Source organism: Capnocytophaga sp. G1920, from assembly GCF_051417515.1.
The window spans coordinates 24,346-40,177 of the sequence record NZ_JBPRKH010000005.1; the positions used below are offsets into that span (position 1 = coordinate 24,346).

Genomic DNA, 15,832 nt, shown 5'->3' on the forward strand with positions numbered 1-15,832 from the left:
AAGGGTTTTTGGTGAAAAAAGGGTGTAAGGAGGGTGGGGTTAGCTTATAGAGAGCTTATAGGAAGCTTATACGAATCTTGGACGATTGGTATAGGAAGGGTATATAAGTAATTGACTCATAGTACAATACAACAGTGCTAAAAATGGTAAAAACGGGGTTTCGAGGCGAAAGAAAGAGGAATAGGCAATAGGCCTTAGGCCATAGGCACTAGGGGGTATATGACGGAAAAGGGAAGGGATAATTAGAGAATTAGCTACATTGGGTGCTTATATCTTCATATTTAAAAAGTTGGGAATCACGGTGTCGGCGGCTTTAAGGACTTCGGGATTGCCGACTCCTATTACTTTCATTCCGGCACTTTTGGCGGCTTGTACGCCTGCGGGAGCGTCTTCGAATACGCAACAATCAGCAGGGGGAAGCCCTAAACCTTCGGCGGCTTTGAGGAATACTTCGGGGTCGGGTTTGGCTTTGCTTACCATTGTGCCATCGACAATAGCATCGAATAGGGGGAGAATGCCGGTGCGCTCCAACACTAAACGGGCATTACGGCTTGCAGAGCCCAAGGCTATCTTTTTGTGATGGGCTTTGAGGAGCTGTAAGAAGTTTAACACACCAGGGAGTAACTCGGAGCTATCGATACTACTGATTTGCTCTAAGTACAATTTGTTTTTGCGCAAGGCGGTATCGGTAAAGTCGGTTTCGGAGAGTGTTTTGCCTGCCCATTGAAGGATTTGGTGCAAGGAGACTTCGCGCCCGATGCCTTTCAGCTGTTCGTTATGCTGAGGAGTGAGCTCAAAATTGAATTCTTTGGCAATGGTTTTCCACGCGATATAGTGGTATTTTGCGGTGTCGACGAGCACACCATCTAAGTCGAAAATATATCCTTTCATTTTTTTAGTTACTTGTTACGTCGGTCTTCACCCCAGAGTAGTTTATAGCGCAGGGTGTTTATAAAACTGTCTCCGTCGAGGCGTATCATTTTCACGACAAAGGGAGCTTTACGGACTATAATGGAGTGTTTGTTAGCAATGGGCTTGATATGTGAGTCGAGCGACATTAAAAACTTCTTTTCTCTGCCTGACACAGTGAGTTTTACTTCGGTATCTTCGGGGATTACCAGTGGGCGTGCGTTGAGGTTGTGAGGGGCGATGGGGGTAATCACAAAGTTTTTGGCGGTAGGGAGTATTACAGGTCCGCCACAGCTAAGAGAGTAGCCTGTGGAGCCTGTGGGGGTGGAGATGATGAGCCCGTCAGCCCAATAGGAGGAGAGGAAATCGCCGTTGAGTTCAGTATCGATAGTAATCATAGAGGCGGTATCCTTACGAGTAAAGGTTATTTCGTTCAGAGCGAAGTTCACAGGGGCTACGGGTTCGCCTGTATCGGCATAAACGGCTTCGATAACAGAGCGTTCTACTACTTTGTAATTTCGTTCGCGGAGTTGTGTTAGTACGTTTTTCAGGTCGTCTTTATGGGCATTTGCCAAGAAGCCCAAGCGTCCTGCATTAATACCGAGAATGGGGATTTGCAGGTTTCGTACATAAGTAACCCCTTTGAGCAATGTGCCGTCGCCACCAATAGTGAGCATTACATCGTAAGAGGAGTTGAGGTCTTCGAAAGAAGCAAAAGATTTTGCTTTGAGGAATTGCTCGGAGCGATCGTTGAGGTCGCTGAGGATTTCGCGTTCTATAAACACCTTATCGGAGGGCAATAGAAGGGTAAAAAGCTCATTGAGAATGGCTTCGTTTTCCTCGGAGTACTGACGTATGTAAATAGCAATCTTCATTTTAAGCAGAAAACTAAGAATTTTTGGCAAAGATAGGGATAATTAGTGAATTAGCAAATACGAGAATTAGCGAATGGGGAGGAGCGGACTGTATAGGTAGGTAGAAGTTGTATAAAGAAATAATGAATGATGGTGAGGTAAAAGAAAAGAGCAAGATAGCGGAGGTTGTGATATGCGAATGCTATACTTTATCGGATGTCAATAAAAGAATGATAAATCTTTTACCACTTCTTTATTATTATTCTAAATAATATTTGTATCTTTGTCCCCAAAATTTTAAATCAATTCGTTTTAACAAACACATTTAATACATTTTATCGTATGAAAAATTATATCCAACATTCAGTAAAAGTGATGATAGCTATAGCGTTCATCGCTTTGGGCAGTGCTTGCAAGAAAAGCGATAGCCCAGAACCTCCAAAACCAGAAAATGGCAAAGTAACTATTGAAAACCCTGCTTTGGTAACTGCCTTAAAAGAACAAGGGTTCACTTTTGAAGGCAATACCCTTGTAGTAAACGACAAGGTGCGCACCACTACTTCTCTTAACCTCAGTGGCAAACAGCTCACCGATGTAAAAGGCTTGGAGGCGTTTCCTGCACTTAGCGAGGTAAACCTCAGCAACAACAAGTTTGCACAAACATTCGATTTTGGTACATTGCCTGCAACGGTAAAGAGTGTAAACCTCAGTGGTAATGAGCTGTACGACTTTAAGAACCTCGCTACTACCGACTATAGCGACAATGCCCAAGAGCCTTATAAACTGATTCGCAGTTTTGATAAGCTGGTATTGCCTGCAACCGCTAAGTACAATATGGACGTATTGCCTGCCTACGTAAAACTTGCGCCTAAGAGTGATGTACAGATGCTCAACGCACAGGGTACAGCTGAGAAATATACTACCTTGCGCGAGGTAGCAGACCCTGTGTTGTTGCAATATTTGAAAGCTAATTTTGCAAGTGTGTTTAGTGGTGATAAGATTGATATTAGCAAGAGTATAAAAGTAGATGAAAGAGCTAATGCTGTAAAAATATTAAAAGGTGAAGAAGGTTATAATGAGCCTGAATTTGCTAACCTTAAAAACTTAGAGGGGGTTGAGTATATTATAAATAGTCCTTTGTTTAGTGGAAGTGTAGAAGTATGGTTATTAGCCAATGAGAATTTCAACCTACCTAAGCTAAAAATATCAAAGAAAACAGCAAGTGTAAAACTTATTAATTTGACCACTTCTGTACTTGATTTATCAGAGGCAGAAAATTTATCCCAAATAGTTTCTATTGGTAATAAGGAAGTGAAAGACATAGATGTTTCTTCTACAAAAATAATGAAAAGAGGTACTATAGGGTATGACGGTTTTGCAGGTGATTATTTATTTTTTTCCAAATGTCCTAACTTAGAGAATATAGTATTCCCTAATCTTTCTAAAGGAGTTGTTACTCCTACTGTAGTTGGTCTTTTCGGGCTTTTAGAGCTTCCTAAACTAAAATCAGCTGTAGATATAAGTAAAATAGAAGCTGCGGGAATCATAGAATTAGCAGGACTTCCACTCGTTCCCAAAATCACTTATCCTAACGAAATTAAATACTTTTCATATGAAGAATTAGATGGAGAGGAACCCGAATTCCCAGGACAGTTAAATTTTGATATAGGCAGAGATATATTTGATAGAGCTGAGACCAAAGCGTTTATCAATAAATACCTTCCTAAAGAACGCTTGTACTTTTTTGGAGGAATAGGAGAATTTTCAAAAGATATAGAGTTTTATGACTATACTGCTACAGAAAATAAAAGTGGTAGGAATATTATCCGTAAAACAAAAGGGTATACTTTAAAAGATTTAGCGGAATCTAATAGAGCTAAAAGAAAAAAGTAGTAACTAAATCAATTTTATATGTATCATTTTTTTAAATCGGTAGCTTTTGTAGCTATCACAGGAATGGCATTAGTAGGATGCCAAAAAGAAGAGTTGAACATTGCTGATAATCCAGCCAATGGAGGGAACTCACAAAAAGCTAATACAGTGGCAGTGGTTAGCGAACGTGCCTCTGTTACATCTAACTTTACTGTAGATGGTGTAGTGGGAAATTACAAAGGAGAAATTAACCAAGTAAAAATGAATGGAGAAAACAAAGCCTCTGTTTCTGATAGAACGGTAAAAATCACCAAAAACAGTAATAATAAATTTAACTTAACTGTCGATGGTTTTAGTGTAGGAAAAATGCCTGCCAACTTATACATTAATGTTGAAGGTATTACCCTAAATAGTGATGGAACTTTTTCAGGGCGTTTTAACAAAGGAGTATCATTACTTCTTACAAATTATCCTGCCATCATCAATGGTAAATTCTTTAAGAGTGGTAATGATACCAAAATAGAGTTTACTTTGCAAAGTTACGGAAGATACTTGATTTTCAAAAAATTCACAGCTTCTGTACACTTTGACTCTTACTAAAAAGTAGTAACTTTAAGCCTAAGGAGAAGCGCTAACTTTCTCCTTAGGCATTTATTATCGAATTGATAGGATTGGGGGTAAATCAAAAAAAATCTTACCTTTGCAGGAGCTAAATAATTATTAATAACGTTATGGAAACTTCCTTTCTAAAAACCAAAGGAGGATATAGGCACTTGCGTTGCTACCAAGTAACGGAAGTTATTTACGATATTACTTTCTTCTTTACCAAGCATTTTCTAGAAAAAGGAGACCGTACTATTGACCAAATGGTGCAAGCTGCACGCTCTGGAAAACAAAATATTGCCGAAGGGAGTGAAGCAGCAAGTACTTCTTATGAAACACAAATTAAACTCACGAATGTTGCAAAAGCCAGTTTGGAGGAGCTCCTAATAGACTATGAAGATTACTTGCGCGTGCGCAATATTCCACAGTGGAATGCAGGACACCCTCGCTTTAACAAGATGCGAGCTTTTGCTCGTAGTGAACAAATATTCTCACAATACTGTTCACTACTTGATAAGTGTGGTGATGAAGAAATAGCAAACTTGTGTATTACTCTTATTCATCAGGCTACTTATATGCTCCGCCGATTGCTCGAAAAACAACAAGAAATATTCTTGAAAAAAGGAGGCATTAGGGAGCAAATGAGGAATGCAAGGCTAAGCTATAGAGCGGGAAGTTAAATCATAAATTATCGGATTAATCTGATAAGTCAGACAAATCGGATTGATCAGAAAAAATAACCTTACTATGAAAAAAATACTTTTATTATTTATAGGGCTTGCTATTTTGGCTTGCAAAAAAGAAGAACAAAATAAGCCTATTGAAAATACCGACCCTAAACTACAAACGGCTATCAATATCCTAAAAGGCGATATGGTATTAGGACAACACGTAAAAATGGCGGGTACGGACAGATCATTATTACCTTCGGGCGTACCTACCAAATTTACTTTTACTTGGGACGATGCCAGCAAACGCCTCAAAATGCACCTCGAAAAAATACAACCGGGCACTATGCCTTTTGCCGTAACAATGCATGCCTCCTTGGAGGCAATGGAACTCAGCTATTGGGACAAACAGGAATACGTAGGCAATTGGATAAAATTCTACGATAAAGCTGCCGTAACTACCCCTTATATACCTGACAATTACCAAGGTCCCACTATCACTAAAGAAGGGAGTACCATTGTTACGGGCTTCTTCAACGTAGATACACACGAGGTGTATTTCTTAATCCAGTACAATATGGTGAACGTAGTGGGCACGGTGTTTAAACAAAAAATTGACCGCTCTCGCTTAGCTCACTTTCAAGAAGAACTCGATGCCTACGAAGAGGCATTGGCTGAAACAAAATTAGACACAGGGACTAAATTCTACAATGATAACAACCAGAAAGCTATTACGCTTTTGGGTGCTACTCAAACTATTACGGCTAAGCTCACCTACGAGGGTAAAACTACAGAGGTAGCCTTGCCTATCACCTTTGTGTGGGACGGTAAAGAGCCTAACAATGTAACAGGGCGTATGCAACTATCGCTTGCCAAAACGGCAGTGAGTGGAGTGAACTTGCAATTGGGTTTCAGTGGCAAAGCGCGTTTTATAGATGTGCTTACTAAAAGTGAAGAAGCTATCTACGGACAAGGCAATACCGATAAAACCAAACTCAAAGCAGCGGAAGTAACCACTACCCTTTGGGATGCTACGGGTACACAAACGCTTAAAACTTCTGCTAAAGGCGAAGTGCGAATGATTGTGAATGTAGAGAAAAAAATAACCTCCTTCTCTTACCTTAACAAAGAATTGGGGCTTACCATTTATGCCAAAGAAGTAGCTATAAGACCTTAAGTTAATGAGAATCACTATATCCATTTTACTATTTCTATTAGGAGGAATCCTCTCAGCCCAACAGGTGCGTATGCGGGTGCTCGACAAGGGTACCCGCTTGCCTATAGCTGCTGCTGTGGTGAGTTATACCGAGCCTGCTTATAGTGATAAACTACAACACAGTATTGCCGATGACAATGGCATTGCCCTCCTGAAAAGGCGCAAGGGGGGTGTGCTGCATTACACGGTGCAGTCGCTGGGCTACACACTGCTAAAAGGTACGCTAAACGCAGAAAACGAGCTCACGGTATACCTCAGCGAGGAAACTACTCAATTGGCGGGCACTACGCTCACAGGTAGAACGACAGGTGCTACCGTGCGCCCCACCAAAGAAACACCTACGGTGGTGCAGGTCATTACGGGGCAGGAGTTAGTGAAAGCGGGGTATAGCAATATCCAGCAGGCGCTGATGCAGGAAACCCCTGGGATGAATATCCAAAAGGTGGGTTTCGGCAACGAGATAAGTATGCAGGGCTTGGATGCACGCCATATCCTCTTTTTGATGGACGGCGAGCGTATGACGGGTGAAATGGCAGGCAACCTTGATTATGAGCGCTTCAACCTGCACGCTGTGGAACGTATTGAGGTGATGAAAGGAGCATCGTCTACCCTCTACGGTTCAAGGGCAGCAGGAGCAGTCATCAACATTATCACCAAGAAAACGGATAAGCCTTTTGCTATTACGGTAGGTTCGCGACACGCCGAGATGAATGAGCGCAATTACCACAACCCTGAGCGGCGCGATTTTCTCTATATGTTTGAAAAGAATGCCGATAAGCCCAATCTGCAATCGTGGATATCGGCAGGGGCAAAGATAGGGAAGTTCACTACTCAGACAGATGTGTGGTTCAGCAGTCAGGATGCGTATTACCTTTACCAAAAAGAACCCGATCGCAAGTTGTATACCAAAGAAGCCAATCCGTTTCTCAGTAAAGATACCGTAGTGCAAGCCACCTTTTTGCGTCCGCCAATGGGTATTGAGGGGGTTGAGCACCTATCGGCTTCACAAAAACTGTATTACGACAGCAAAAACTTAAGCGTACAGCTATATGGCACGGGCTTTTTGATGAACTCGTATGATATGGTACAAGACCTCTATTTTTCGCAAACCAAAGACTTCACCGGAGGGCTAAAACTCTCCTACGGCCTTAAAAACTATTTCGCACTACACGGCACTCTCCATACGGACTTTTACGAGCGCTACAAGCGTCACGAACGCCGTGATGTAGATAAAAAGGTGTATGACTCTAAGATTATGCAACCGCGCCTCACGCTCACTTCGCAATACTTCAAAAAGCACGACCTCATTTTTGGGATTGACTATTTTCAAGACGACCTCACCAGCGACCGCTTTGCAGCCAATCGTATGCTCACACGAGGGTTGAAGGAATGGGAGTTCTTCTTTCAGGACACCTATACCATAAGTCCTAAGTGGCAAGTGGAAGCCGGATTGCGCACCAATTACAGTCTGCAATTTGGTACGATGGCACTGCCGAAAGTAGCCATAAAATTCTCGCCTACCGAAGCCCTTTCGTACCGCTTGAATTACGCCAAAGGCTATCGTTCGCCTTCTATTAAAGAGTTGTTTTTTAATTGGGATCACTTGGGAATGTTTCAAATTATAGGCAATGAGATGTTACAACCTGAGAAGAACCATTACTTTTCGGTAGGAGCTGAATATGCGGTGCCTAAATTCTTTATTTCGGGGAATGCCTTTATCAATCAGTTTCAGGATAAGATAGAGGGGGTGTGGAAAATCTACGAGTTTCAGTATAACTTTGAGTATATGAACCTCAGCCAGCAACGGCTCTTAGGCTTTGACCTGCTCACCCGCTGGAAAATAGTGCCCGCCCTTACGCTCAACGCTTCCTATTCGTATGTAGATGTAAGTAAAACAGAAGGCTTGCGCATCAACACTACCTCGCCTCACGCCGCTACCGCAGGGCTTGAATACAAATGGTATCGCGACAACTACGACCTATCGGCAAACCTGACGATGAGTATGATGGGTAAGAAAACTTTTGATGTGCAAGATCGCATCACGGTGCAGGAAGAAGTACCTTTATACGGTGGTGGCACGCAACGGCGCCCTGTGAGCAAAGAGGCGTATTTTCGTTGTGAATTACCTGCTTACGCACTCTTCAACTTTAATGTACAACAGCGCTTTTTGAAACATTACAAGCTGAACGTCGGGGCAAATAATATTTTCGATTATAAACCTTCAACCTTGGGCTCTGGCGTAACGATGTTCAACATTCCTGCTACTGCAGGGCGTAGGTTTTTTGTGCAGGTAGAGATCGATTTTTAAATTAGCAAATATGAAAAGAATCTTATATAGTGTGCTGATAGCTTTGTTGAGTACGGCTTGTGTGAAATATGAAGCTCTGCCTTTTACAGGCAAAGTGCTACCGCGTCGTTCGGGGTACATCAATAATGTCACCAACGATTGGATATACTATAACCTCCGTACAGGTGAGATATTCAATGCCTATCAAGTGAATGCCGATATTATAGAAGGCAATCAGAAAAATAGATTAGATTGGGATTTAGCATTCTGTGGTAATAAACTCCGCACCAATAGTGGCACCAGTGGCAACGGACACGGAGGAGCTGCCGATATGGGCTTTCAGGGGTATGACCGCTGGACGAGTGTTTCACAATTGCCTCACGACCTGCAATGGGTAGTAGATACCGACAACGTATCTATCACTATGTCACAACGCGAGTGGATAAGCTATACCGTAGCCCATAATATCACAGGTATCCCTTGGTTTGACCCCAATAAAGGCCCCCAACAAACCAAAACCAATGCTAATCCGTTACTCAATAAGGCATTGGTATTCTCAGGGCCACCCCCCTCTTATACCCCCTCGTTTCACACTTATATCATCCGCACAGCCGATGGGTTGCGCTATTTTAAGTTACAAGTAGTGAGTTGGTATGACGAGAGTATTGAAATAGGCGACACAGGGGGACGTATTAGTTTTTATTACGATGAGTTGAAGTAAGTTTGTTTGTGTAGTATTTCAATAGAAAGTAGTATATTTGCACTCGTGATTCGTTATACTAAAATAAATTAAATGGATTTTGAACGTATCAAAGAAAAGCTAGCTATCCTTGCTGATGCTGCCAAATACGACGTGTCTTGCTCGAGTAGTGGGAGCACTCGTAAGGCGGTGAAAGGTGAATTGGGCAACGCTGCGAACTTCGGTATCTGCCACTCGTTTACTGAGGACGGCAGGTGTATTTCTTTGCTCAAAATCTTACTTACGAACCACTGTATCTACGATTGTATTTATTGTGTGTCGCGACGCAGTAACGATATACAGCGCGCTGCTTTTAGTGTGCAGGAAGTGGTAGACCTTACTATTAATTTCTACCGACGGAATTACATCGAGGGGCTGTTTTTGAGTTCGGGAGTGTTCAAAGACCCTAATACTACGATGGAACGATTGGTGCGTGTGGCTAAGAAGTTGCGGACAGAAGAGCGCTTTAACGGTTATATTCACCTGAAAACAATACCTGGGGCAAGCGAAGAACTGATTCACGAAGCAGGACTTTATGCCGACCGTCTGTCCGTTAATCTTGAAATACCTACCAAAGAGGGGTTGAAACTGCTTGCGCCAGAGAAAGACCACCGGCAGATGCTTACCCCGATGCAACAGGTGAAAAACGAGTTGGCAATGCATTCGCTTGAGAAGAAGAAGTTTAAGCATACGCCTAAGTTTGCGCCTGCCGGACAGACCACCCAAATGATTATAGGCGCGACTGACGAAACCGACCATAAGATTATAAAGGTTGCCAGCTATATGTATGACAAGCTTGAAATGAAGCGAGTGTATTATTCAGGTTATGTGCCGGTATTGCAGGACAGTAGGTTACCGTCTATCCACAGCCAAGTGCCCATAGTGAGAGAAAACCGCCTATACCAAGCCGATTGGCTGATGCGTTACTACGGCTTTGCTCCTGATGAGATTTTAGATGCTCGGCAACCGTTCCTCGATTTGGAGATAGACCCTAAATTAGCGTGGGCATTGCGTCACCCTCATCTTTTTCCCGTAGATGTGAACACGGCTCCTCGTGAAATGCTCTTGCGCGTTCCAGGGGTGGGAGTACGGTCAGTACAGAAGATACTAGCGGCGCGTACTTTTCAGAAGCTCACGTATTACTCGCTCAAACAGATAGGAGTAACCTTAAACAGAGCAAAATACTTCATCACTTGTAGCGGGGCTACGCCGTTGGCAGGCAGTATGGAACCCGCCAAACTTCGCCATTTGCTTATCGCCAATAGCTACAACAAGCATAAGGAGCTTTTCGGTGGACAGTTGTCGTTATTTTGATTAATAATTCTGTGTAAGCGATGGGTTCTTCTCCATTACGTCCTTAGGAAACGGAACGATGTACATAGGCGAATTAGGAGGCAGGGTATAGGTGCGTTGCGGTACGGTGGTATTCACCAGAGGGAAGGTGCGTTGCAAGGTTTTGGCATAAGCACTCTCGGTGTTCAATCGTTTTAAATCGAAAAAGCGATTAAAGCCCATAGCGAGCTCTCTACGGCGCTCGTCGATGATGAGTTTTACGGTCTCCTCAGTAGTAGCAGGGGTAGCGAGGGTTGCACCACTGCCTTTTATGCGTTTGCTACGGAGGATATTTACGGTTTGCATCGCCCCACTGAGGTTGCCCAAGCGCGCTTTGCACTCGGCTAAAGTAAGGTACATCTCACCTGTTTTCATTCCTACGGTAGGGTAGAAGAACTTAGTGGCGAGCATATCCCAGTTGGCAGTACCCGAACCTTTATCGTTATAACGGTGGTTCTTATTGAAGAAGAGCTTGAAGCGCATATCGTTTTCGGTATCAAAAAGGTTGCAAAATTCAGGACTCACGGGGTAGATGTACCAAATATTCATTTCGGTATGTCCGTTCATATAGGCTAAGTTGAGTACTTCGGGGTTTTTATCTACCGTGATAGGGGTAGGACTTGCCTCATAAGCCACCATATCTATCAGTTGGTTGTTGTACGACAGACTTTTTTGGGCTGCCACTAACGCCTGCTGATATTCTCTTCTGAATAGGTGCACTCTGGCTTTCAAGGCATAGCCAAAAGCTAATGAGGGGTGATATACATTCACAGGGTGTTCTTGCAAAAGGGGCAATGCCGCCTCGATATCTTCTTGAATAAAGTCATACACTTCTTTTACGGTAGCTTTTTTAGGGTGAGCTTCTAAGTCGAATTCACGCATTAGGCACACGCCACCATCGGTAGCTGCTGTGGTAGGGTCGTAGCCTTTGGCGTAAACGTTTACCAGCATAAAATAATCAAAAGCTCTTAGCAAGCGGGCTTCGGCTTTGGCACGTGCTTTTAGCGAGGCATCGCCTTTGGCATTATCAACGGTAGTGATAATCATATTCCACCTACCTATATAGCTGTATACATTGTTATAAAAGGGAGACGAATCGATGTAATCGGCACGTGGGGCACTTTCTTCGTAATAGAAGTTGATGCTGTTCAAGTCGGGTGTCTTACCGATGATACTACTCTCCTTCACCCAATTGTCGTCTACCAGAGTGCGGAAGTTAAAAGGAGGGTAGTTTTTAGTGGGGAGTACTACCAAATCGTAGTATTCCTCGGCGGTGTTGATAATCTTTTCACCTTTGGGAGTGAGGTCGGTGTATTTGTCACAAGCGCTGAAAGTCAACGCTATGAATATTATTGTGCTTATGATTCTTTTCATTGTAAAATAATTAAGGTATACAAACTGCCTACTAGCTACGACTAACTGCCTGCCGTGCTACGGCCGACTAAAAACTAAATGATATACCGAAAAACGCTGCTGTTGCTACGGGCAGAGCGCGACTTCCAGAGTTGAGGTGATAGGTTTCGGGGTCTATATCGTCGCCAGCAACACACCAAGTGAGTAGGTTGTTGAGCTGAGCGGTGATTTTAGCTTCTTGTAAGCGCAATTTCTCGCAAATGTTTTTAGGAATATAACACGAAAATAACACATTGCGCCATTTGATATAATCGGCGTTTACCACGTGATTGTCGCCGAGTTGCCAAAGAGTATTCACCGTATTAGCAGTGCGTCTCAAAGTCGCTGGATAGTCGAACGACATACGGGGCATATCGGTGGGGTTCGCAGCTGTCCAACGTTGGGTAATATCGCGATGGGTTTCGCTTTCTTGATTGATGGAATAAGTGTCTTTGCGAAGTTTATGTCCACCCGCATATATAAACATCGTACCGAGCTCAAAAGCCTTATAGCGCAGTTGCAAGCTAAGAGCTCCGTTAAAGGTGGGGTTCATCGTTCCTAATCTTACGAGGGCATCTTCGTTTATGATATCTTTAATAGTGGGCACACCATTGGCGTCGAAAGTGGTATTAGGGTTGCCGTTTTCGTCTAAATAAATAGGGTAGCCATTGGTGGTTTCCTTGTACCGATAGGCATAAAGCGAGTTAAAGTCGTCTCCTTGTTTGTAATAACGCAAGGGGTTCCGAGCGTATTCCACAGCATTAGTAGGCTTGCTACTCACTTTCTCAATGGTATTTTTGTTGTAGGCAAAAGTAGTTCTTACAGTAAGTTGCAAATCTTTGGCTAACTCACGCGTAGCATTCAAACTCACTTCTATTCCTTTGTTCAGTAAAGCTCCGTTGTTGATGAGTCGTCTTTGAGCACCTACGGTAGGGTCGAGTTCGGTCAGTACCAACAGGTCGGAACTGTAACGACGATAAAGGTCGATGCTTCCTGAGAGCCAATACCACATACCGAAGTCAATACCTAAATTGGTGGTTTCAGTCTTTTCCCAACGTAATTTAGGGTTAGGTAAATCGGTATCGTTGAACTGTAAATACTGTTGGCTAGGGTAAGCGCCTCGCACATCGGTAAGCAAACGTCCGCGTAAGAAAGGGGTAGTAGTTTGGTCTACATTACCACTTACACCATAGGTAAGGCGCAGTTTTAGCAAGTTTACCACATTACCATAGAAGAAATCTTCGCGATGCAAATTCCAGCTACCGCCTACTGACCATAGGGGACGGTATTTGTACTTAGGGTCTGCCCCAAACATATCAGCTTGGTCTACGCGCACACTCCCTGTGAGGTTGTATTTCTGATGGTATGAATAGCCCAACGTGCTATAAAAAGAGATAAAGCGGTGTTTGGTTTCGCTTTGCTGATTACGGCTCAGCGATAGCGACTGCCTGCCGTAGAGATAGCTAGTAACACCAGGATTGTAGAGGTCTTTCCAGTTCAGGGTAGGGAAGGAGAGCGTTTGCTCGTCGTAACCATATTGCATTTCCTTAGTATTGCGCGGGGTGTAGTGCTGACGCATCTCGAAGCCCAATAGCGCTGTCACATTGTGTGCCTCCGCAAAAGTGCGATTGAAATCCAACTGCTGACGGAAGGTATAATGCTGTGTCTGCCCTTTCTCCTGTTCGTAATAACCGCCTTCGGGCAGTTCAGAAGAGAATTTTTGAGTAGTAGCGTCTTGTTTTACCAATTGGTTGTGGCGCAAACGCATATAATAAGTGTCTTTACCAAAGAAAGTTTCACTGTTGTGAGTGTTTAATTCATATTGAAAATAGCTTTGGTATTGCAAACCTTTGAGGATAGATACTTGCAGATTTGCAAACGGACGCAAACTGAGGTTGTACTGTTTTTGATGTTCTTGCGCTATCGATTCCAATAAATTGAAGCTATACGAGCGGAAAGCGTCGTTGCCCGCAATTTGTTCTAAAATATGTCCGTTTATGGGGGCTGCTAAATTAAAACCTGCATACGGATTCGTTCCCAACAGCCGAGTGTAACGTGGTTGCTTTAAGTAATCGGCATACAAATTCCGTACTTGTTCAGCCACGGCATCAACAGCGGTATATCTGCCGTTCACTCCTATGGTGCTTTTTAGCCAAGGTGTGAGCTGGTAAGTGTTTTTTAAGTAGAGGTTGAGAGCGCGGGTCTTTTCGGTAACGATGCGCTCATCGGTGTCTTCATATTGTAGCGAAGCGTAATTCTGACTGCGGTTATTACCACTTTCTACGCTTATATTGTAGCGTTTGCTGATGATAGGTTGCCACACATAACGCTTGAAGTCGCGAAGGTAATCGCGGTTGCGCCACTCGTTAAGCGTGCTGTTCACCTCTTGCTGGCTGAGTTTTCCTTTGGCTTGGTCGCGGTATAGCTGGAAGAGAGGCGAATAATACCTCACTGTTTGCCTGCCCCCAATTTCTCCGTAGGAAGCAAAAAGGTCATCTACATTGCCATTGCTATCAGCCAATTTGCTTTGGTAGAAAGCCGTTTCGAGGTCAATAAGGTCGGACGTCGAAGCGTAGCGCATACGGCTCATATTGGGTTTGAAAGTATAGAACAGGTCGGTATGCACGTTGATACGCAAACCATTCTGCAAGCCCTTTTTGGTAACAATCACAATCACCCCATTAGCAGCGCGCACCCCGTAGATAGCCGTCGCAGCAGCGTCTTTCAGTACCGTTACCGACTCGATATCTTTGGGGTTGATATCCTCTAATGGCGTATCGGTAGGGATATTGTCAATCACCACCAAAGGCGAATAGCCCACATTGCCCGAAAAAGTACCTACCCCGCGCAGTATAGGTACCTCTTTCCCTGTAAAAGGGTCTTTTGTAAAGCGCACACCTGCTATTTGTCCCTCAATAGCTTCTTGTACGGTTCTATTAAGCTGACGGTTGAGCTGGTCTGTCCTTATTTTGGTATAAGCCGAAGTAGTTTGCTCTTTGTGAAGATTTTGGTAGCCCGTAGCCACTACATCGGTAGAACTTAAAGTGATAATCTCCGGTTCCAAATGCACTTTTAAGAAAGGTTGTTCAGCCGAAACGGTAAATTCACGAGATTTCATACCTAAGTACGAAATCCTTATCACTTCTCCTGCTTTTGCAGAAATCCGAAATTCCCCTTTGATATCGGTAAGGGTTCCCATAGATAGCAGTATATTGTCGTTTTTAACCACTACTGCGGCACCTTCCAAAGGGTGGTTTGTCACATCGGTTACTTTGCCCGATACACTAATCATTTGGGCGAAAGCGCCCACAAAACAGCAGAGGAAGAACCCCCACGCTATTACATATTTTTTCATAAACGGTCTTATTGGTAAACAATACCTCTTATAAATATTTTATATACATTAATAAAGTCATCACTCTCGTCCCACTCCTCCCATAAGTCCAGCAGGTCAAGAAACTATCTTTCAATCGCTTTTCCACCACCACTTTCCCCCTCAGAGAGGGGGCTAGGGGGAGGTTTATACAATACCAAGAGGATATTTTCATCACATTTTCTTCGATATTCGCCTCTCGTTCATTCGTCATTAGTTCTCTTTTCCGTCGCTACATTCCCCCTCAGAGAGGGGGCAAGGGGGAGGTTTCTTTTGATTTTCCGTCCCCACACTTCCACTAAACTCCTCTCACAAATTTCCTAATCTCCAAATTTGCTAATTTGCTAATTCTCTTTCCCGTCACACTTCCTCCTAGTGCCTATGGCCTAAGTTCTATCACCTCTTCCCTTTTCTTTCGCCTCGAAACCCTGTTTTTAACATTTTTAGCGTTGTTGTATTATAGTAAAAATCAACTATTTATATACCCTTTCTATACCAATCGTCCAAGATTCGTATAAGCTTCCTATAAGCTCTCTATAAGCTAACCCCACCCATCTCATAGCCTTTTTTCATCAAAAACCCTTCCT

Annotated in this window: 11 protein-coding genes; 7 read left to right on the top strand and 4 right to left on the bottom strand. The window is 43.3% G+C overall.

Annotation, left to right across the window (positions count from 1 at the left end; genetic code table 11):
• Positions 1-267: 267 nt before the first annotated feature.
• Positions 268-891 (bottom strand): beta-phosphoglucomutase, encoded by a 624-nt coding sequence (pgmB, locus tag ACSQ7D_RS04360; protein WP_009418959.1) that lies wholly within the window; start codon positions 889-891, stop codon positions 268-270.
• A gap of 8 nt (positions 892-899) precedes the next feature.
• Positions 900-1,784, bottom strand: a complete 885-nt coding sequence (locus tag ACSQ7D_RS04365) for an NAD kinase (protein ID WP_002674060.1) — start codon at positions 1,782-1,784, stop codon at positions 900-902.
• 321 nt (positions 1,785-2,105) lie between these two features.
• Between ACSQ7D_RS04365 and ACSQ7D_RS04370 the strand changes: the two genes are divergently transcribed.
• The 7 genes from ACSQ7D_RS04370 to ACSQ7D_RS04400 all read left to right on the top strand — a co-directional run bounded on the left by ACSQ7D_RS04370 (position 2,106) and on the right by ACSQ7D_RS04400 (position 10,462).
• Positions 2,106-3,656, top strand: a complete 1,551-nt coding sequence (locus ACSQ7D_RS04370; RefSeq protein ID WP_437135498.1) for a hypothetical protein — start codon at positions 2,106-2,108, stop codon at positions 3,654-3,656.
• A gap of 18 nt (positions 3,657-3,674) precedes the next feature.
• Entirely contained in the window at positions 3,675-4,235 is a 561-nt protein-coding gene (locus ACSQ7D_RS04375) for a calycin-like domain-containing protein (RefSeq protein ID WP_437135499.1), read from the top strand.
• Between the two features lie 131 nt (positions 4,236-4,366).
• The gene (locus tag ACSQ7D_RS04380) at positions 4,367-4,918 is read left to right on the top strand and encodes a four helix bundle suffix domain-containing protein (RefSeq protein ID WP_009418963.1); all 552 of its coding nucleotides are present in this window, start codon (positions 4,367-4,369) and stop codon (positions 4,916-4,918) included.
• Between the two features lie 67 nt (positions 4,919-4,985).
• Positions 4,986-6,083 (top strand): DUF4903 family protein, encoded by a 1,098-nt coding sequence (locus ACSQ7D_RS04385; protein ID WP_437135500.1) that lies wholly within the window; start codon positions 4,986-4,988, stop codon positions 6,081-6,083.
• A gap of 4 nt (positions 6,084-6,087) precedes the next feature.
• The gene (locus ACSQ7D_RS04390; RefSeq protein WP_437135501.1) at positions 6,088-8,430 is read left to right on the top strand and encodes a TonB-dependent receptor plug domain-containing protein; all 2,343 of its coding nucleotides are present in this window, start codon (positions 6,088-6,090) and stop codon (positions 8,428-8,430) included.
• A 10-nt stretch (positions 8,431-8,440) separates the two neighbouring features.
• Entirely contained in the window at positions 8,441-9,130 is a 690-nt protein-coding gene (locus ACSQ7D_RS04395; protein ID WP_437135502.1) for an HmuY family protein, read from the top strand.
• A gap of 72 nt (positions 9,131-9,202) precedes the next feature.
• Complete coding sequence (locus ACSQ7D_RS04400) at positions 9,203-10,462, top strand: putative DNA modification/repair radical SAM protein (protein ID WP_437135503.1); 1,260 nt, start codon at positions 9,203-9,205, stop codon at positions 10,460-10,462.
• Here ACSQ7D_RS04400 and ACSQ7D_RS04405 read toward each other — a convergent pair whose 3' ends face one another.
• Both ACSQ7D_RS04405 and ACSQ7D_RS04410 read right to left on the bottom strand, forming a co-directional pair.
• Positions 10,463-11,854, bottom strand: coding sequence for a RagB/SusD family nutrient uptake outer membrane protein (locus tag ACSQ7D_RS04405; protein ID WP_437135504.1), 1,392 nt, complete (start codon positions 11,852-11,854; stop codon positions 10,463-10,465).
• 67 nt (positions 11,855-11,921) lie between these two features.
• The gene (locus tag ACSQ7D_RS04410) at positions 11,922-15,227 is read right to left on the bottom strand and encodes a SusC/RagA family TonB-linked outer membrane protein (RefSeq protein ID WP_437135505.1); all 3,306 of its coding nucleotides are present in this window, start codon (positions 15,225-15,227) and stop codon (positions 11,922-11,924) included.
• Positions 15,228-15,832: the final 605 nt, after the last annotated feature.